Source organism: Phenylobacterium composti DSM 19425 (assembly GCF_059568645.1).
Map to the genome: position 1 here is coordinate 584,992 of NZ_JCANTT010000011.1, position 18,004 is coordinate 602,995.

Genomic DNA, 18,004 nt, shown 5'->3' on the forward strand with positions numbered 1-18,004 from the left:
TCGGGTTCGGTTGCGGCCGATGACGACGCCCACGCGGTGCACCTGGCCGGGGATGAACGGCAATCCCCTATACGAGCGCTACCACGACACCGAGTGGGGCGTGCCCGAGTACGATTCCCGGGCGCTGTGGGAGAAGCTGGTGCTGGACGGATTTCAGGCGGGCCTCGCCTGGATCACCATCCTGCGCAAGCGCGAGGCGTTCCGTGAGGCCTTCGACGGTTTCGATCCCGAGAAGGTGGCCCGCTATGGCGAGGCCGACCGCGCCCGGCTGATGGCCAACCCCGGGATCGTCCGCTCCAACGCCAAGATCGACGCGGCCATCTCGGGCGCGCGCATCTATCTCGACATGCGCGACCGCGGCGAGGACTTCGCCCAGTTCTGCTGGGGCTTCGTGGACGGCAAGCCGGTGCAGAACGCCTGGGCGCCGGGCCAGGTGCCGGCCCAGACGCCGCTCGCCGTCGAGGTCTCCAAGGCGCTGAAGGCGAAGGGCTTCAAGTTCGTGGGGCCGGTGATCGTCTATGCCTGGATGCAGGCGGTGGGCATGGTCAATGACCACCTGACCTGCTGTTTCCGCCACGCCGAGGTGAAGGGGCTTGTCCGCTGATGGCGCCCAGGACCACGAAAAGTGCGGCCAAGGGGCCGACCCTGATGCTGGAGAAGGCTTTTGTCGGCGGGCCGGTGTGCGGGGTCGACGAGGCGGGCCGCGGCCCCTGGGCGGGGCCGGTGTCGGCGGCGGCGGTGATCCTTGACCTGTCCAATCCGCGCCGCATCCCCAAGGGGCTGGACGATTCCAAGAAGCTGTCGGCCAAGGCCCGCGAGGCCCTGGAGGTGGAGATCAAGGCCCAGGCCGTAGCCTGGGGCGTGGGCTTCGCCAGCGTCGAGGAAATTCACCAGCTCAACATCCTACATGCCACGGGCCTCGCCATGCGCCGGGCGGTGGAGGCCCTGGCGGTGAAGCCGATGTTCGCCCTGGTGGACGGCAACTACCGCTTCAACCTGCCCTGCGAGGTGACCCCGGTGGTCGGCGGCGACGGCAAGTCGAAGTCCATCGCCGCGGCCTCCATTCTCGCCAAGGTGGCGCGGGACCGGCTGATGGTGGAGATGGACCAGCTCTATCCGGGTTACGGCTTCGCCAGTCACAAGGGCTATCGGGCCCCCATCCACGCCGAGGCCCTGCGGACGCTGGGCCCCTGCGAGATTCATCGCCGCAGTTGGGGGCCCGTGAAGCTCGCCCTCCTGGGCAAGGATCCGCTGCAGGCTTTCGACGACGCCCTGCAGGACGAACTGCCATTCCGCGAAGAGGCCTGAGGCCGGCTTAACCTCCCGTTGACCATCCGCGTCAACCTCGCCTTCACCATAAAGCCGCACCATGCAGATTCCTGTTCTGTTAGGGTGCTGACATGGGCTTGCCGATCGACACGATCATTCAGGGCGACTGCCTCGAGGAGCTGAAGAAGCTTCCCGATCGCTCGGTCGACCTCGTCTTCGCCGATCCGCCCTACAATCTTCAGCTCGGCGGAGACCTGCTGCGCCCGGACAATTCCAAGGTCGACGCCGTCGACGACCACTGGGACCAGTTCGAGAGCTTCGAGGCCTATGACGCCTTCACTCGCGCCTGGCTGAAGGAGTGCCGGCGCATCCTGAAGGACGACGGCGCCATCTGGGTGATCGGCAGCTACCACAACATCTTCCGGGTGGGCGTGGCCGTGCAGGACCTGGGCTTCTGGATCCTGAACGACATCATCTGGCGCAAGTCGAACCCCATGCCGAACTTCAAGGGCACGCGGTTCACCAACGCCCACGAGACCCTGATCTGGGCGGCCAAGTCGCGGGGCGGGCGGCGCTACACCTTCAATTACGACGCCATGAAGATGGCCAATGACGAGCTGCAGATGCGGTCCGACTGGACCCTGCCGCTCTGCACCGGCGACGAGCGGCTGAAGGACGCCTCCGGCTCCAAGGCGCACCCGACCCAGAAGCCTGAATCGCTGCTGCACCGGGTGATCCTCGCCTCGACCAAGCCGGGCGACGTGATCCTCGATCCGTTCTTCGGCACCGGCACCACCGGCGCCGTGGCCAAGCGCCTGGGCCGCAAGTTCGTGGGCATCGAGCGCGAGGCGGAATACGCCAAGCTCGCCAAGCAGCGGATCGCCAAGGTGGTCCCCGCCACGGCCGAGGAGATGGTGGTCACCGGCTCCAAGCGGGCCGAGCCGCGCATCCCGTTCGGCACCATCGTCGAGGCCGGCCTGCTGCGGCCCGGCGACATCCTCTACTGCCCGAAGGGCCGCAACGCCGCCCGGGTGCGGGCGGACGGCAGCCTGGTGGTGGGCGAGCTCTCGGGCTCTATCCACAAGGTGGGCGCCATGGTGCAGTCGGCGCCGGCCTGCAACGGCTGGACCTACTGGCACTTCAAGTCGGACAAGGGCCTCGCCCCCATCGACGTGCTTCGCGCCAAGGTCCGCTCGCAGCTCTCGGCCTAGAGCAGGTTGGAAAGCCCCGCCCGGGCGGCCTTCAGGAACACGCTGGGCAGGGCGTCGAGGTCGCGCCGTCGGCTCCAGATCACCCCGTCCGCATCGCCTTCGGCCCGCAGCAGCCGCAGGGTCAGGGCGAAGTGGGTGAAGAGGTGCTCCACCTCGCCCACGCTGCGCCAGGCCGCCTCGGCAGGGGCGGCGGCCACCGCCTCGGCGTCGCTCCAACGCTCGGCCCGCCAGTCGCTGGTGGGCAGGGCCAGCATCCCGCCCAGGAGGCCCCTGGGCGGGCGGCGGACCAGGGCCACCTCATCGCCACGAGTCAGCACATAGGCCACCCCATGCCGCCGGGGCCGCTTGGCCTTGGCGCTCTTGCGCGGATACGTCTCGGGCGCGCCTGTCGCCAGGGCCGCGCAGTCGGCCGACAGAGGGCAACGGTCGCAGAGCGGCGCCTTTGGCCGGCAGACGGTGGCGCCGAGGTCCATCAGCGCCTGGGCCCAGTCGCCGGGCCGCTCGTCGGTAACCAGGGCTTCGGCCAGGCGTTTCAGCTCGGGCTTGGCCTCGGGCAGGGGCGGCTCCACAGCGAACAGCCGGGCCATGACCCGCTCCACATTGCCGTCCACCACATTCGCCGGCCGGTCGAAGGCGATCGCCGCCACCGCCGCCGCCGTGTAGGGGCCAAGGCCGGGCAGGGCCCGCAGCCCGGCCTCGGTGTCAGGGAACACCCCGCCGTGTTCGGACGCCACCGCCCGGGCGCAGGCCAGCAGGTTTCGGGCGCGGGCGTAGTAGCCGAGCCCCGCCCAGGCGGCCATGACCTCCTCGTCCGGAGCGGCGGCGAGGTCGTTCACCGTCGACCAGCGGGCGGTGAATTTCAGGAAGTAGGGCGTGGCGTGCGGCACGGTGGTCTGCTGCAGCATCACCTCGGACAGCCAGACCCGATAGGGATCGGGGCGGACACCCGCCGCGCGTTCGGCCGGCCCCACCCGCCAGGCGAGGGCGCGGGCGTTGGCGTCGTACCAGGACAGCAGGCGGGCTCTGAGGGGCACGCCCCGTCTTAGCGCGGCCGGCCCGCCGGCGCATCCGCGGCGCTGCATCCCGGCAGCCCTTCGCTGCGGGCCGGATGGCCGCTAGGATGGAGCCATGCGACGCCGCCTGCCCAGCATCTCCGAGGCGCTGGACATCCTTGCCCAGAAGCGCACCCGCCCTGCGCCTCGCCCCCCGCCGCCGGCCGGCCGGGCGCTGAGGAACTACGTGAAGGAACTGGACGCCCGCTTTGGCCAGGGGGCGAGCGCATTGTCCGCACGCTGGCGGGAAGTGGTCGGGCCGGACATCGCCCGTCGCACCGAGCCGGTGAAGCTGGTGAAGGGCCGCAATGGCGGGCCCTCGTCGCTGGAGATCCGGGTGGCCGGACCGTCGGCGGCCATCGTCCAGCACCAGGCGCATGAAATCCTGGCGCGGGTGAACCTCTTCCTGGGGGCGGAGGCCGTGCAGAAGCTGCGCATCGTCCAGGGACCGCTGCGGCGCCCTGAGCCTGCGCCGGCGTCTGCCCGCCGCCATGCGCCCCCGCTGGACGCCGCCGCCGAGGCGGAACTGGCCCAAAGCCTTGCCGACGCCCCTGACGGGCCGCTGAAGGAGACGCTGCTGGCGCTCGGCCGTGGCGTCCTGCGACGGCAGCGCTAGTTTGCCTTGAAACCGCCGCCGCGCCGCCGCTTAGGGAAGCGCCGATGCGGCATTTGCGCCCCATAACGGGAATCGCGCTTTAATCTTTCGTTCAGAACTGCCGGAAGGTCATTCGATGTCGATCCTCAGCCGCCGCCTTCTTCTCGTCGCCGCCGCCGGAGCCAGCCTTGCGCTTGCCGGATGCACCAAGGGCGGCAGCGCGGGCGCCGTGTCCGCCGAGGACATGAGCCTCGGCGATCCGAACGCCAAGGTGAAGGTGGTGGAGTACGCCTCGGTCACCTGCAGCCACTGCGCGACGTTCAACCAGAACACCTTCGAGGAGTTCAAGGCGAAGTACATCGACACCGGCAAGGTGCAGTACACCCTGAAGGAGTTCCTGACCCCGCCCGAGCAGGTGGCCGCGGCCGGCTTCCTGGTCGCCCGCTGCGCTGGCAAGGACAAGTACTTCACGGTGATCGACGCCCTGTTCCGCAGCCAGCAGGAGATGTTCCAGAGCGGCGACCTGCGGGGCGGCCTGCTGCGTGTGGCCCAGTCTGCCGGCATGACCGAGGAGCAGTTCAACGCCTGCGTCCAGGACGAGAAGGCGCTCACCGCCCTCAACGCCCGCGTCGAGAAAGCCATCCGCCAGGACGGCATCACCGCCACGCCCACCTTCATCATCAACGGCAAGAAGGTGAAGGAAGGCGACATCACCATGGCCGAGCTGGACGCGGCCATCGCCGAGGCCTCGAAGTAGGATGACGCAGCCGGCCCGCCGCCACGTGCTGCTCGCCGGCGCGGGGCTTGTCCTCGCGGGCCGGCCGGCGCTCGCCCAGACCGCTTATCCGTCGCCGGAGATGACCCTGGGATCGGCCAAGGCGCCGGTCCATGTCATCGAATACCTGTCGGTGAGCTGCTCGCACTGCGCCCACTTCAACGCCGAGGTCTTTCCGGCGTTGAAGGCCAAGTACATCGACACCGGCCAGGTGCGGTGGACTTTCCGCGAACTGCTGACGGCGCCGCAGCAGGTGGCGGCGGCGGGCTTCCTGCTCGCCCGCTGCGCCGGACCGGGAAAGTATTTCGACGTCGTCGATCAGGTGCTGCGGAGTCAGAGCCGCTGGCAGTCCGGGAACATCAAGCCGATCTTCGTGGAGATCGCCCAGAAGAACGGCCTCACCGAGGCTCAGTTCGAAGCCTGCCTGCGCGACGAGAAGGCGCTGGAGGCCCTGGAGGCGCGCATCCGCTACGCCGTGGAGGTCGACCACGTGCGTGGCACGCCCACCTTCTTCATCAACGGCAAGCAGTTGGACAATTCCAGCGTGCCTACCCTGGCGGAGATGGAGGCGCACATCGCGGCCGCGAAAGGCGGGAGGCGCTGACCTAAGGTGCACTTCCAGCGGCTGCGACTGTCCGGCTTCAAGTCCTTCGTCGATCCGACCGAGTTTCGGATCGAGCCGGGGGTCACGGGCATCGTCGGCCCGAACGGCTGCGGCAAGTCCAACCTGCTGGAGGCCCTGCGCTGGGTGATGGGCGCCACGTCCGCCAAGGCCATGCGGGCCGGCGGGATGGACGACGTCATCTTCGCCGGGAGCGGCAACCGGCCGGGCCGCAACCACGCCGAGGTGGCGCTTACCATCGACAATTCCGACCACCGGGCGCCGGCGGCCTTCAACGACCATCCGGTGATCGAGGTCGTCCGTCGCATCGACCGCGGGGCCGGCTCCACCTACCGGATCAACGGCCGTGAGGTCCGGGCCCGGGACGTCCAGCTGCTCTTCGCCGACGCGTCCACCGGGGCGAGCTCCCCGGCCCTCGTGCGCCAGGGGCAGATCTCCGAACTGATCGCCGCCAAGCCGCAGAACCGGCGGATGATCCTTGAGGAAGCGGCGGGCGTCAGCGGCCTGCACTCACGCCGTCACGAGGCCGAGCTGCGCCTGCGGGCCGCCGAGGCCAATCTCGCCCGCCTGGACGATGTGGCCCGAGAGCTGGAGAGCGCCCTGGGCCGCCTGAAGCGCGAAGCCCGGCAGGCCGAGCGATACAAGCGCCTCTCGGCCGAGATCCGGGCGCTGCAGGGCGCGGTGCTGTACGCCAAATACACCGAGGCCAAGGCGGCCGCCGAGCGCCTGGCCGGGGAGGCCGCCGCCGCCGCCCGGGCCGTGGAGGAAACCGCCCGGACCGCCGCGGCCGCGACCACCCGCGCCGCCCAGGCCGAGGAGGCGCTGAAGCCCCTGCGCGAGGCCGAGACCATCGCTGCGGCGGTGCTGCATAAGTTGGCCATCGACAAGGACCGGCTGGAGCGCGAGGAGGAGGCCCATGCGGCCGAACTCGCCCGCCTGACCGGCGACGTGGAGCGGATCGACGCCGACGCCGCCCGCGAGCGGCACATCGTCGAGGACGCCGAGGTGGCGCTGAAGCGCCTGGCTGAGGACCTCGCCGCGGTGGAAGCCGCTATCGCCGCCGCGCCCGAACGGGCGCCGGAGCTTGAGGCCGCGGCCAAGGCCGCCGAGGTCGCCCGCGCCGCCGCCGACGCCGAGGTGGAGCGCCTGGCCAGTGAACTCGCCGCCCGCGAGGCCCAGGCCCGCGCCGCCCGCGCCCGGGTCGAGGAAGCGCAGGGTCGAGTCGCCCGCACCCGCCGGGCGCTGGATCAGGCGCGCCAGGAGCGGCAGGCCGTCGCCACCACCGTCAATCCCCAGGCCGCCCAGGCCAAGGCCGATCTCGAGGCCGCCGAAGCCGCCTTGGCGGCGGCCCGGGCGGCCCTTGATGCAGCCGAGGAAGAGCGCAGCGCCGCTGTGGCCGCCGAGGCCGCGGCGCGGGAGGCGGCGCGCAAGCAGGACGAACAGCTCGGCCGGCTCACCGCCGAGGCCCGCGCTCTCGCCGGCCTGGTGGCCCAGGCCAAGCGCGGCGGCTTCGCCCCGGCTCTCGATTCCGTGGCGCCCGACCGAGGCTACGAGGCGGCCCTGGCGGCGGCCCTCGGTGATGACCTCGATGCGGCCCTGGATCCCGCCGCCCCGGCCTTCTGGGGCGGACGGGACGCTCCGGCGCCCACCTGGCCTGAGGGCGCAACGCCGCTCGCTCCGCTGGTGAAAGCCCCGGCGGCGCTGGCGGCGCGCCTGGCTTATGTGGCGCTGGTGGATCGCGCGGACGGCGACCGGCTGCAGGGCCTGCTGCCCCCGGGCGGGCGGCTTGTCTCTCGCGAGGGCGACCTCTGGCGGTGGGACGGCTTCACCGCCCGCGCCGAGGCGCCGAAACCTGCCGCGGTGCGGCTGGAGCAGAAGACTCGGCTGGCCGAGGTCGAGGCCGAGATCGAGAAGCTGGAGCCCCAGACCAAGGCGGCGCGGGACGCCCAGGCCGCGGCGGCGGAACGCCTGCGCAAGGCGGAGGAGGCGTTGCGGGCCGCTCGCCGCGAACCGCCGGCGCTGGAGCAGAAGGCCGCCCAGGCCCGGAACGCCCTGCAGCGATTCGACCAGGAGGCCGCTCGCAACGAGGCCCGGGCAGCTTCCCTCGACGACCTGATCCGCCGGTTCGAGGCCGAACTCGCCGAGCAGGAGGCGCAGCTGGCCGCCGTCACCCAGGAGGCGCAGGGCGACGCCCAGGACGGCGATCTGGCCGAGCGTCTGGCGGCTTCCCGCGCGGCCTCGGCGGCCGCCCGGGAAGCCGCGGCCGCCGCGCGTTCGGCCTACGAGCTGGAGATTCGGGAGCGCGACGGCCGCGCCCGCCGCCTTGAGAGCCTCACCCGCGACCGTGACGACTGGACCCGGCGCGCGACCGCCGCAGCCAGGCGCCTGGACCAGCTGGCCGAGGCTCGCGACAAGGCGGCTGCAGCGCTGGAGGCCGCCAGGGCCGCGCCATCCAACCTGGAGGCCCGGCGCGAGAAGCTGCTCGACGAACTGGCCATGGCCGAGGCCCGGCGAGCCAAGACCTCGGACGCCCTGGCCGCGGCGGAGCACGAGCGCGCGGAGGCCGACCGCGCCCTGCGCGCCGCCGAAGCCCAGGCGGGGGAAGCCCGGGAGGTGCGGGCCAGCCTTTCCGCCCACGCCGAGGCTGCGGCCCAGCGCCTGGCCGAGGTCACGGGGATGATCCGCGACACCGCCCAGATGGAGCCCGAGGCCCTGGGGCGGAAACTGACCGACGAGGCCGTGGCGATTCCCAGCGACGCGGAGGGGATGGAGGCGCACCTCTTCAACCTGGAGCGCCAGCGCGAGTCGATCGGCGCGGTGAACCTCAGGGCCGAGGAGGAAGCCGCCGAATACGCCGCCCGGCTGGAGACCATGCAGACCGAACGGGCGGACCTGACCGGGGCCATCGCCCGCCTGCGGCAGGGAATCGACGAGCTGAACGGCGAGGGGCGCGAGCGGCTGGTCGCAGCCTTCGACGTCATCAACGAGCACTTCAAGACGCTCTTCCAGACCCTCTTCCAGGGCGGCCAGGCCGAGCTTCGGCTGGTGGAATCGGACGATCCGCTGGAGGCGGGCCTGGAAATCTATGCCTGCCCGCCAGGCAAGCGCTTGGCCTCGATGAGCCTGATGAGCGGGGGGGAGCAGGCGCTGACCGCGGCGGCCCTGATCTTCGCCGTGTTCCTCGCCCAGCCGGCGCCGATCTGCGTGCTCGACGAGGTGGACGCCCCGCTCGACGACGCCAACGTCGACCGCTTCTGCAACATGATCGACGAGATGTGCCGGCGCACGGCGACGCGATTCATCGTCATCACCCACAACCCGGTGACCATGGCCCGGGCGGATCGCCTGTTCGGGGTCACCATGGCCGAGCGAGGGGTCTCGCAACTGGTCTCGGTCGACCTGCGCCAGGCCGAGGCGATGGCGGCGGAATAGCCGGCGCCCCAGCGGAAGGTGGCGGACGTTCTGCCACACCTTCGGATTCTCAAGTAAAATCAATTGGCTAGTTACTTCCGGGCCAGCCTTGACGCACTGCACACGCGTCTATAGTTTCCGCGCGACTTTAAGCCCCCGCCGTGGCGGCGACGTCGCGGACCTTGAACTTCCCGACCATGCCGCAAGCGGACGAAACGCGCGCCGAGGCGCTGAAGCGCCTGGATGCACGGGCCAAGGCCCTACAGGCGCGATCCGCGCCGAAGGAGCCTGTGGACTACGGGGCCAAGGCGGCGGGGTACGGCTACCGGCTGCTCGGCATTCTGCTGGGCGGCCTGTTTGTTGGTCTGGGTTTCGGCGCGAGCGTCGACGCTTTGGCTGGCGTCGCGCCCTGGGGAATGATCGTCGGAGTCCTTGTGGGCTTCGTGGTTTCGGTCTGGATGGCGGTCCGCTCTGCAAGGCGGATGTCGGCCGGCGTCGAGAAGGAGTGGGGTCCGGCCAAGGATCTCCCCTTTGACGACGACGAGGAAGATTGAGGAGTTCGAGGCGGCATGGCCGACCCGATGCACCAGTTTGAGGTCCAGAAAATTGTGGACCTCCCGGATGTGACCATCCCCGGCGTGGGCGTCATCGACATGGCGTTCACCAACTCGACGCTCGCCATGACCGTTGCGGCGGCGGCGATCGCTGCGTTCTTCGGTATCGCCACGGCGCGCAGCGAAATCGTGCCCGGTCGTCTCCAGACCATGGGCGAGGTGGCGTTCGGCTACATCGACGACCTGACCACCAGCATCATCGGCGCGGAAGGCAAGCGGTTCTTCCCGTTCATCTTCACGCTGTTCCTGTTCATCCTGGCGATGAACATCCTGGGCATGTTCCTGTTCTTCACGGCGACGTCGCAGCTCGCCGTGACGGCGACCCTTGCGGTCATCACGATCCTGCTCGTGCTGATTGTCGGCATCGTTCGAAACGGCGCCAACATGTACAAGCTGTTCGTCCCGGCGGGCGTGCCCTGGTACATGCTGCTCCTGGTGACGCCGATCGAGCTGATCTCGTTCCTGCTGCGGCCGGTGACCCTCGCGCTTCGTCTGTTCGGCAACATGCTGGGCGGCCACGTCGCCCTGAAGGTGTTCGCCGGCTTCGTGGTTTCGCTGGGCGCTCTGGCGGCCGGCGGCGGCCTGGGGCTCCTGGGCATCCCGGGTGCGGTGCTGTCGCTGGGCGGCGTTGTGGCCCTGACGGCTCTGGAGTTCCTCGTGGCCTTCCTTCAGGCCTTCGTCTTCGCAGTTCTGACCTGCGTCTACTTGAACGACGTGGTCAATCTCGGCCATCACCACTGATTGCCGGCTTTAAACCCCTCACTCTCAACTTTCGGTAGGATCTAGGACATCATGGAAGCGGAAGCCGCTAAGTTCATCGGCGCCGGTCTCGCGACCCTCGGCATGGTTGGCGCCGCCATCGGCGTGGGCAATCTGTTCAGCGGGTTCCTCCAAGGCGCCCTCCGCAACCCGTCGGCCGCCGGCGGTCAGTTCACGAACCTCATCCTGGGCGCGGCTCTGACCGAAGCCCTGGGCATTCTGGCCTTCGTGCTCGGCCTGCTGATCCTCTTCGGCTAAAGAAAACGATCCGCAGAGCCGGCGGCGCGAAAGCGATGCCGGCTCTTTGCGCATAAGGACGTTCGAGCCAGATGGCCATTGAGTCCCCCAACGCGCCGGCTCCCGGCGCATACGACGGCAATCCGGCCGCCGAAGGCGCCGAGGCTGTCCACGGTCATGAGGTTCCGGCCGGGACCACCGAAGTCGCCGGTCACGGCGGCGAAGGCGGTGGCCTGCCTCAGTTCAGGATGGAATACTGGGGTGGCCAGATCATCTGGCTGCTGATCCTCTTCGCGATCCTGTACTTCCTGTTCGCCCGCGTTTTTACGCCGCGGTACCGGAAGGTCGTGGAAGCCCGGCGGGCGACGATCGACGGCGCGCTTGAGGAGGCCCGCCGTGTGCAGGCCGACGCGGACGCCCAGGCGGCTGCGGTCAAGGCCGAGATCGATCAGGCCCGGGCCAACGCGCGCCGGATGGTCGCCGACGCCAACGCCAAGGCCGCCGCCGAGATCGCCCAGAGCCAGGCCGCGGAAGACGCACGGCTGAGCGCCGAGCTGGAGAAGGCCGAACAGCGCATCCGCGCCACGCGCGACAGCGCCATGGCCAATGTGGAGGCGATCGCCGCCGACACCGCTGAAGCCATCGTGCAGAAGCTGACCGGCTCGGCCGTCAATGCCGCTGAAGCGGGCGCCCTGCGCGCCGCGCGTTCGTAAAAGAGACTAGCGATGCCCGCATTCCTCAATCCGGCCGAGGCTGAGTTCTGGGTCGGCGTAGGCCTGCTCATCTTCCTCGCCATCGTCTTCTTCGCGGCCAAGGCCCACAAGGCCGCTGCGGCGGCCCTGGACGCCAAGGCGTCCACGATCCAGTCGAACCTCGACGAGGCGGCGCGGATTCGTGACGAAGCCCAGCGCCTGCTGAAGGAGCTGCAGGCCGAACGCGCCGACGCTGAACGCCAGGCCAAGGAAATGCTGGCGCAGGCCGAGGCTCAGGTTCGCCAGTTCGAGGCCGAGGCCCAGGCCAAGCTTCAGGAGAACCTGGAGCGGCGTCGCAAGCTCACCGAGCAGAAAATCGCGACCGCCGAGGCTCAGGCCGCGGCCGAGGTCAAGGCCGCCGCCGCGGACCTCGCGGCGCAGATGGCCGAGCAGATCCTCGCGCAGCGTCTGGCGGGGACCAAGAGCGACCCGCTCGTCGACAAGGCGATCGGCCAGCTCGCCGCCAAGCTGCAATAGCTGAAATCAGCGGCGGCGCCGGAAGCGCCGCCGCATTTTCACTGCAAAACGATAGCGGCTCGGCAGGACCACCCGCTCGACCCGCAGATATTGCTGCCAGAACACCGGAAAGACCTCGGGTTCTCGCCGCAGCAGCCGGCGGATCGGATAGGCCGTTCTCGGGTGCCGCCGCTGGAATTTCACGAACTGCCGCTTCGCCTTGAATGAGTTGCGAAGCACGATCATCAGCCCCACCACGATGACTGGTATCCCGCCGGGACCCGGCAGGGGGGCGATGATGATCCCCAGGATGATGATCGCGACGCCCAGCAGCATGAGGCCGGTCCGAAGGAACCGGCTCACGAACTCGCGCGCAAGTTCGTCCGCGGCGCGATAGACGCGCAAAGGGGGCATGGCGAAAGACACGTGATCAACCTGGGAGCGCGCGGTGGGACGGGAGGTTCCCACCGTCACGGAACCAGATATGTGAATCCGCACCGGAGTCGTAAAGCGGCGGTCGCGTTAAATTTTCCTAACGCGAACCTATTCCTCCGCTCATGGCGTCGGCGCCACACTCCCGGGGTCTTCGCGCCACACCAGCTTGGGTTTACGGGCGGCCTGGGTCTCGTCCAGCCGTCGCATGGGGGCCAGATGCGGCGCGCCCTTGAAGCGCTCGACCTCGCCGGCCTTGGCCGCGCTGGCCAGGGCCCGTAGGGCGTCGCAAAACCGATCCAGCTCCTGCTTGGACTCGGTTTCGGTCGGCTCGATCAGCATCGCCCCATGCACCACCAGCGGAAAGTACATGGTCATCGGGTGGAAGCCCTCGTCGATCATCGCCTTGGCGAAGTCGAGGGTGGTCACGCCGGTCCCTTCGAGCCAGGCGTCGTCGAACAGGGCCTCGTGCATGCAGGGGCCGTCCGGGAAGGCGGGCGACATCACATCGGACAGCCGCGCCTTGACGTAGTTGGCGTTGAGAACCGTGTCCTCGGCCACCTGCCGCAGGCCGTCGGCCCCATGGCTCAACATGTAGGCCAGGGCCCGGACGAACATCCCCATCTGCCCGTGGAAGGCAGTGAGGCGCCCGAAGCCCGCATCCCCCTCGCGCAGCTCCAAGCCGTTCGGCCCGGCCACGATCCAGGGCGCGGGCGCGAAGGGCGCAAGGGCCGCCGACAGCACCACCGGGCCGGCGCCCGGGCCGCCCCCGCCGTGCGGCGTGGAAAAGGTCTTGTGCAGGTTGATATGCATGGCGTCGACGCCGAGGTCGCCGGGGCGAACCTTGCCGACGATGGCGTTGAAGTTGGCGCCGTCGCAGTAGAAGTAGGCTCCCGCCTCGTGGGTGAGACGGCTGATCTCGATGATGTCGCGCTCGAAGAGGCCGCAGGTGTTGGGGTTGGTGACCATGATCGCGGCCACATCCGGCCCCAGCTTGGCGGCGAGATCGGCGAGATCCACGCGACCATCGGCGGTCTGGGCGATCTCCCGGACCGAATAGCCCACAAAGGCGGCGGTGGCCGGGTTGGTGCCATGGGCCGAGGTCGGGACCAGCACGGTGCGGCGGTCGCCCTGGCCGGCGGCCTCATGGGCGGCCTTGATGCTGAGCAGGCCGCAGAGCTCGCCATGGGCGCCGGCCTTGGGCGACAGGGCGACGGCGGGCATGCCGGTGAGGGTCTTCAGCCAATGGGCCAGGCGATCCATCAGCTGCAGGGCGCCCTGGGTCGTCGAGACGGGCTGCAGCGGGTGCAGGTCGGCGAAGCCGGGCAGGCGCGCCATCTTCTCGTTGAGCCGCGGGTTGTGCTTCATGGTGCACGAGCCCAGCGGATAGAGCGCCAAGTCGATGGCGTGGTTCTTCTGTGACAGGCGCACGTAGTGGCGCACGGCTTCGGGCTCGGACAGGCCGGGCAGGCGCAGGTCGTCGCGGGTCAGGCCCTCGAGGTCCGAGGCGTCCAGCTCGGCGGCGGGCAGGTCGACCCCACATTTGTCCCAGCCGTCCAGTTCGAACAGCAGGGCCTCGTCCTGCAGCAGGCCGCGGCCGCCGGAGAGAGAGCGGAAGCCTTCGCCGGCGATGGCGTCTTCGGGCCGGGTCGGGCGGCCCACGTTCATCATGGTCATCGGGCAAGCGCGTCCTTCAGCGCGGCGATGTCGGCGGACGTGGTGGTTTCGGTGGCGGCCAGGAGCAGGACATCGTCCAGGCCGGCCTTGGGATCGAGCCGCGAGAACGGCACGCCGGCGATGATTCCATCGCCCAGCAGGCGCTCCACCAGTTCGGCGGCGGCCCCTTTGGTCCGAACGGCGATCTCATTGAAGAACCGCGGCGTCAGCACCTCAAGACCGGCGGCCTCGACGGCGGCCTTCAGTTCCCGCGCCCGGGAATGGTTCACCGCCGCCAGCTGCTTCAGCCCCTGACCGCCCAGCAGCGACAGGTGGATGGTGAAGGCCAGGGCGCAGAGCCCCGAATTGGTGCAGATGTTGGAGGTCGCCTTCTCGCGGCGGATGTGCTGCTCGCGGGTGGACAGGGTCAGCACGTAGCCGCGCCGGCCTTCGGCGTCGACCGTCTCGCCGCAGAGCCGGCCCGGCATCTGGCGGACGAACTTCTCCCGGCAGGCGAAGAGCCCGACGTAGGGGCCGCCGTAGTTCAGGGCGCTGCCGATCGACTGGCCCTCGGCGACCGCGATGTCCGCACCCATGGCGCCTGGCGATTTCAGGAGGCCGAACGACACCGCCTCGGTCGTCACCACGATCAGCAGGGCCCCCCTGGCATGGGCCGCCTCGGCGATGCGGGCGACGTCGGTGACCACTCCGAAGACGTTGGGCGTCTGGACCACCACGCAGGCGGTCTCATCGTCGATGGCGTCGATGACCTCGGCCTCGGCGTCGATGGCGGCTGGCAGGCGGACGATCTCCATGCCCTCGGCATGGGCGATGGTCTGGGTGACGGCGGCGTAGTGCGGATGCACGCCGCCCGAGAGGATCGCCTTCTCCCGGCGGGTGACGCGCTGGGCCATCATCACCGCCTCGGCGGTGGCGGTGGAGCCGTCGTACATGGAGGCGTTGGCCACATCGAGGCCGGTGAGCGCCGCCACCTGGGTCTGAAACTCGAACAGGACCTGCAGCGTGCCCTGCGCGATCTCAGGCTGGTAGGGCGTGTAGCTGGTCAGGAACTCCGACCGCTGAATGATGTGGTCGACGCTGGCCGGGACGTGATGGCGATAGGCGCCCGCCCCGCAGAAGAACGGGCCGGCGCCGGCCGGCCGGTTCAGGGCCGCCAGGGCCGAGAGTTCCCGCTCCACCTCCAGCTCGCCCGCATGCAGCGGCAGGTCGAACAGGTCCGTCTTGCGGGCGGCCGCAGGCACGTCGGCGAACAGGGCGTCCACATCAGGCGCGCCGATGACGCCGAGCATTTCGGCGCGGTCGGCGGGGGTCAGCGGGAGGTATCTCATCGTCACATCATCCGTTCCGCGCGTCCCGCGCGAGGCGGGCGATTCTGCGGCGGTAGAGCCTGCGTCCCCGCCTGGGCGGGGACGCGTCCGGGTTAGAGGCTGGCCACGAAGGCGTCGTAGGCGGCCTTGTCCATGAGGGCGTCGAGCTCGGCCGGGTCCGAGACGCGGATCTTGGCGAACCAGCCGCCGGCCTCCGGCTCGGCGTTGACCGTCTCGGGCGAGCCGGCCAGGGCCTCATTGGCCTCGACCACCTCGCCGCTGACGGGGGCGTAGACGTCGGAGGCGGCCTTGACGCTCTCCACGACGGCGAAGGCGTCGCCGGCCTTCACGGCCTTGCCGACTTCCGGGGTTTCCACGAACACCACATCGCCCAGCTGCTCGGCGGCGTGGGCGGTGATGCCGACGGTGGCCACGTCGCCGTCCAGCGACACCCACTCGTGATCCTTGGTAAAGCGCATGTGCTTGGGTCCTTAGAGCCGATGCGGAAGGGGATGCGTCGTCCCGGCGGGGGCGATGACGACTGGGAACTGAACGATCATCGGGCCGCCTTGCGCACGTAGCGATGCGGCACGAACGGGGTCTTCACGACCTCGGCGGCCTGCGGCTTGCCGCGGACGATGACCTTGAGCTTCTCGCCTGGCGTCGCCAGGGCGGGCGGGACGAAGGCCAGGGCGATGCCCTGTTTCAGGCTGGGCGAATAACCGCCCGAGGTGACCACGCCGACCACCTGGCCGGCCTCGTCGGCGACCTCGGCGCCTTCCCGCGCCGGGGCGCCCTCCAGCACCTTGAGGCCGACGCGGACCCGGGCTGGCCCTTCTGCGAGCTCGCGCGTGATGCGGGCCGCGCCGGGGAAGTCCCGCTGCTCACGGCGGTTCTTGTTGATGGCGAAGGTCAGACCCGCCTCTACCGGCGAGACGCTCTCGTCGAGGTCGTGCCCGTAGAGCGGCAGGCCGGCTTCCAGGCGCAGGGAATCGCGGGCGCCGAGGCCGATGGGCTTCACCCGCTCGTCCTCCAGGAGCAGCGTCCAGACGCGGACCGCCGCGTCAGCGGGGATCGAGATCTCGAAGCCGTCTTCGCCGGTGTAGCCTGAGCGCGAGATGATCGCGTCGACGCCGAAGGCAGGCATGGTGCGGATGTCCATGAAGGCCATGTCGGCGACGGCGGGGACGTGGGCGGCCAGGGCCTCCACCGCCTTCGGCCCCTGCAGGGCGATCAGGGCCCGGTCTTCCAGGCGCTCGATCTGCACCTGGGGCGCGAGCTCGTCGTCGATGACCCGGAAGTCGTTGTCCTTGCACGCGCCGTTGACGATGATGAACAGCCCGTCGTCGTCCGGCCGGCCGGCCATCAGGTCGTCGATGACCCCGCCCTGGCGGTTCAGCAGCATGGAATACTTCTGCTTGCCGGGCTTCAGGCCGATGAAATCGCCGGGGACCAGTTCCTCGAAGGCGGCGAGGGGCGCGACGCCGCGCAGGCGCGCCTGGCCCATATGGGAGACGTCGAACAGGCCGGCGTTCTCCCGCGTCCAGAGATGCTCCTTCAGCACTCCGTCGGCGTACTGCACCGGCATGGAATAGCCGGCGAACGGGACCATCCGCGCGCCCAGGGCGACATGGGTCGCGGTGAGCGGGGTGGTCTTGAGGGACGTATCGGCCTGATCAGACATGGCGCGGACTCCGGCTGACGATGCGGCGAGCGCCGGGGATTGGCCCCGTCGTCTCGCGCCCCCGCTGTCCCTTGGCCTGAGAGATTTCGGGGGCGCCGGTGGTTGGCGTCCCGTTGCTCCTTCGGCGCCCGCTCACCCAACAGGACGAGGGGACTTTCCAGCGTTCATCAGCCCGCGCGGTCCTTTTGCCTGAGCGTTTCCGGGGCGGTTGCGCCTTCGGCGCCGGAGAGAATCCGGCCTCTCCCGCGAGAGTCCGCGCGAACCTGTTGGAAGGCGGAACGGGAGTCAACGGGGCACATGCGCCGCGAGCGTCAATGCCGCTTCACTTGGCTGCTGGCGCGACGCGGGCGCCGTCAGTGAGGCGGCGGGTCGCATAGCCGCCGGCTGCATAAGAGGTGGCGGGCTCAAAGATGCGGGCCTATGGCGGAGCCTATGAGCGAACCTGAGATCACCATCCGTCCGGCGCGGCCGGACGACGAGGCGGCGCTGGGGCGGCTGGGCGGCCTTCTGGTCGTGCGGCATCACGAGTTCGATGCGCGGCGATTCATTCCGCCGTCCGCGAACATCGAGGCGGAATACGGCCGCTTCCTGGTGGGAGAACTGGCCAAGCCGGACAAGGTGGTGCTGGTGGCCGATCAGGGCGGGCAGGTGCTGGGCTATGTCTATGGCGCCCTGGACGGCATGGACTGGCTGGCCCTGCGCGGGCCGGCCGGCGTGATCTACGACATCCTGGTGGACCCCGGCCGCCGCAGTCAGGGCGTCGGCCGGCGCCTGCTTGAGGCGATGGTGGCGGAGCTGGGCGAGATGGGCGCCCCCCAGTTCGTGCTGTCGGCGGCCTATCCCAACCAGGGCGCCCAGCGGATGTTCGCCTCGGCGGGCTTCCGTCCGACCATGGTGGAGATGACCCGCGAGCGCGACTAGCCGTCGGAGCGTAAGCTTCCCGGGCGCCGAACTCTGGTCGCGATTGCCGCGTTTCCTGCCCTCGCAACGGGAGGAACGTGACCCATGACCGCCTCGCTGGACACGTTCTGGTGGCTGCTGGCCGTGGTCGCAGGGGCGGTGGCGGTGTTCGCCGTCCTCCTGTGGCTGCGGCTTACGCGGCGGGCCGATCAGGAGCGGCGGGCGGAGGACCGGCGCGAAGGGCGCTGAGC

20 protein-coding genes and 1 riboswitch are annotated in these 18,004 nt (G+C 69.9%); of the genes, 14 read left to right on the forward strand and 6 right to left on the reverse strand.

The genetic code is table 11. The features are described from left to right. Positions 1–19 precede the first annotated feature (19 nt). The 3 genes from BO64_RS05820 (at position 20) to BO64_RS05830 (ending at position 2,480) form a co-directional block, all read left to right on the forward strand. On the forward strand, positions 20–604 hold the full coding sequence (locus BO64_RS05820) for a DNA-3-methyladenine glycosylase I (RefSeq protein ID WP_496402329.1): 585 nt from the start codon (positions 20–22) through the stop codon (positions 602–604). Next, the gene (gene rnhB, locus BO64_RS05825; protein ID WP_496402330.1) at positions 604–1,308 is read left to right on the forward strand and encodes a ribonuclease HII; all 705 of its coding nucleotides are present in this window, start codon (positions 604–606) and stop codon (positions 1,306–1,308) included. The genes BO64_RS05820 and rnhB overlap by 1 nt, the downstream gene beginning before the upstream one ends. Positions 1,309–1,400: 92 nt before the next feature. Continuing rightward, positions 1,401–2,480, forward strand: coding sequence for a site-specific DNA-methyltransferase (locus tag BO64_RS05830; protein WP_496402331.1), 1,080 nt, complete (start codon positions 1,401–1,403; stop codon positions 2,478–2,480). Here BO64_RS05830 and mutY read toward each other — a convergent pair. Continuing rightward, entirely contained in the window at positions 2,477–3,514 is a 1,038-nt protein-coding gene (gene mutY / locus BO64_RS05835) for an A/G-specific adenine glycosylase (protein ID WP_496402332.1), read from the reverse strand. The genes BO64_RS05830 and mutY overlap by 4 nt on opposite strands. Positions 3,515–3,608: 94 nt before the next feature. Here mutY and BO64_RS05840 point away from each other — a divergent pair, with 94 nt between their 5' ends. The 9 genes from BO64_RS05840 (at position 3,609) to BO64_RS05880 (ending at position 11,774) form a co-directional block, all read left to right on the forward strand. After that, on the forward strand, positions 3,609–4,148 hold the full coding sequence (locus BO64_RS05840) for a DUF721 domain-containing protein (RefSeq protein WP_496402333.1): 540 nt from the start codon (positions 3,609–3,611) through the stop codon (positions 4,146–4,148). A 115-nt stretch (positions 4,149–4,263) separates the two neighbouring features. Further along, positions 4,264–4,884: a DsbA family protein gene (locus tag BO64_RS05845; protein WP_496402334.1), complete on the forward strand. Its 621-nt coding sequence runs from the start codon at positions 4,264–4,266 to the stop codon at positions 4,882–4,884. A 1-nt stretch (position 4,885) separates the two neighbouring features. Next, a complete protein-coding gene (locus tag BO64_RS05850; RefSeq protein WP_496402335.1) occupies positions 4,886–5,506 on the forward strand; it encodes a DsbA family protein in 621 nt (206 codons plus the stop codon). Positions 5,507–5,512: 6 nt separating this feature from the next. Then, complete coding sequence (locus BO64_RS05855; protein WP_496402336.1) at positions 5,513–8,956, forward strand: AAA family ATPase; 3,444 nt, start codon at positions 5,513–5,515, stop codon at positions 8,954–8,956. 161 nt (positions 8,957–9,117) lie between these two features. Beyond that, a complete protein-coding gene (locus tag BO64_RS05860; protein ID WP_496402337.1) occupies positions 9,118–9,489 on the forward strand; it encodes an AtpZ/AtpI family protein in 372 nt (123 codons plus the stop codon). A gap of 15 nt (positions 9,490–9,504) precedes the next feature. Next, positions 9,505–10,290 (forward strand): F0F1 ATP synthase subunit A, encoded by a 786-nt coding sequence (locus BO64_RS05865; RefSeq protein ID WP_496402338.1) that lies wholly within the window; start codon positions 9,505–9,507, stop codon positions 10,288–10,290. A gap of 51 nt (positions 10,291–10,341) precedes the next feature. After that, complete coding sequence (locus tag BO64_RS05870; RefSeq protein WP_496402339.1) at positions 10,342–10,566, forward strand: F0F1 ATP synthase subunit C; 225 nt, start codon at positions 10,342–10,344, stop codon at positions 10,564–10,566. 71 nt (positions 10,567–10,637) lie between these two features. Beyond that, positions 10,638–11,258, forward strand: a complete 621-nt coding sequence (locus BO64_RS05875; protein ID WP_496402340.1) for a F0F1 ATP synthase subunit B family protein — start codon at positions 10,638–10,640, stop codon at positions 11,256–11,258. 12 nt (positions 11,259–11,270) lie between these two features. After that, positions 11,271–11,774, forward strand: a complete 504-nt coding sequence (locus BO64_RS05880; protein WP_496402341.1) for a F0F1 ATP synthase subunit B — start codon at positions 11,271–11,273, stop codon at positions 11,772–11,774. Positions 11,775–11,780: 6 nt separating this feature from the next. Here BO64_RS05880 and BO64_RS05885 read toward each other — a convergent pair whose 3' ends face one another. The 5 genes from BO64_RS05885 to gcvT form a co-directional block, all read right to left on the reverse strand. Next, positions 11,781–12,179: a PGPGW domain-containing protein gene (locus BO64_RS05885; RefSeq protein ID WP_496402342.1), complete on the reverse strand. Its 399-nt coding sequence runs from the start codon at positions 12,177–12,179 to the stop codon at positions 11,781–11,783. A gap of 129 nt (positions 12,180–12,308) precedes the next feature. Further along, the gene (gene gcvPB, locus BO64_RS05890; protein WP_496402343.1) at positions 12,309–13,862 is read right to left on the reverse strand and encodes an aminomethyl-transferring glycine dehydrogenase subunit GcvPB; all 1,554 of its coding nucleotides are present in this window, start codon (positions 13,860–13,862) and stop codon (positions 12,309–12,311) included. Next, the gene (gcvPA, locus tag BO64_RS05895; protein ID WP_496402344.1) at positions 13,859–15,190 is read right to left on the reverse strand and encodes an aminomethyl-transferring glycine dehydrogenase subunit GcvPA; all 1,332 of its coding nucleotides are present in this window, start codon (positions 15,188–15,190) and stop codon (positions 13,859–13,861) included. The genes gcvPB and gcvPA overlap by 4 nt, the downstream gene beginning before the upstream one ends. A 92-nt stretch (positions 15,191–15,282) precedes the next feature. Continuing rightward, positions 15,283–15,648 carry a glycine cleavage system protein GcvH gene (gcvH, locus tag BO64_RS05900; RefSeq protein ID WP_496402345.1) on the reverse strand — a complete coding sequence of 122 codons (366 nt, stop codon included), beginning with the start codon at positions 15,646–15,648 and terminating at the stop codon, positions 15,283–15,285. Between the two features lie 77 nt (positions 15,649–15,725). Next, complete coding sequence (gene gcvT / locus BO64_RS05905) at positions 15,726–16,853, reverse strand: glycine cleavage system aminomethyltransferase GcvT (protein ID WP_496402346.1); 1,128 nt, start codon at positions 16,851–16,853, stop codon at positions 15,726–15,728. A 167-nt stretch (positions 16,854–17,020) separates the two neighbouring features. Continuing rightward, a riboswitch (glycine riboswitch) is annotated at positions 17,021–17,109 on the reverse strand. Between the two features lie 176 nt (positions 17,110–17,285). Between gcvT and BO64_RS05910 the strand changes: the two genes are divergently transcribed. Further along, positions 17,286–17,774 carry a GNAT family N-acetyltransferase gene (locus BO64_RS05910; protein ID WP_496402347.1) on the forward strand — a complete coding sequence of 163 codons (489 nt, stop codon included), beginning with the start codon at positions 17,286–17,288 and terminating at the stop codon, positions 17,772–17,774. Between the two features lie 84 nt (positions 17,775–17,858). Next, the gene (locus tag BO64_RS05915) at positions 17,859–18,002 is read left to right on the forward strand and encodes a hypothetical protein (protein WP_496402348.1); all 144 of its coding nucleotides are present in this window, start codon (positions 17,859–17,861) and stop codon (positions 18,000–18,002) included. Positions 18,003–18,004: the final 2 nt, after the last annotated feature.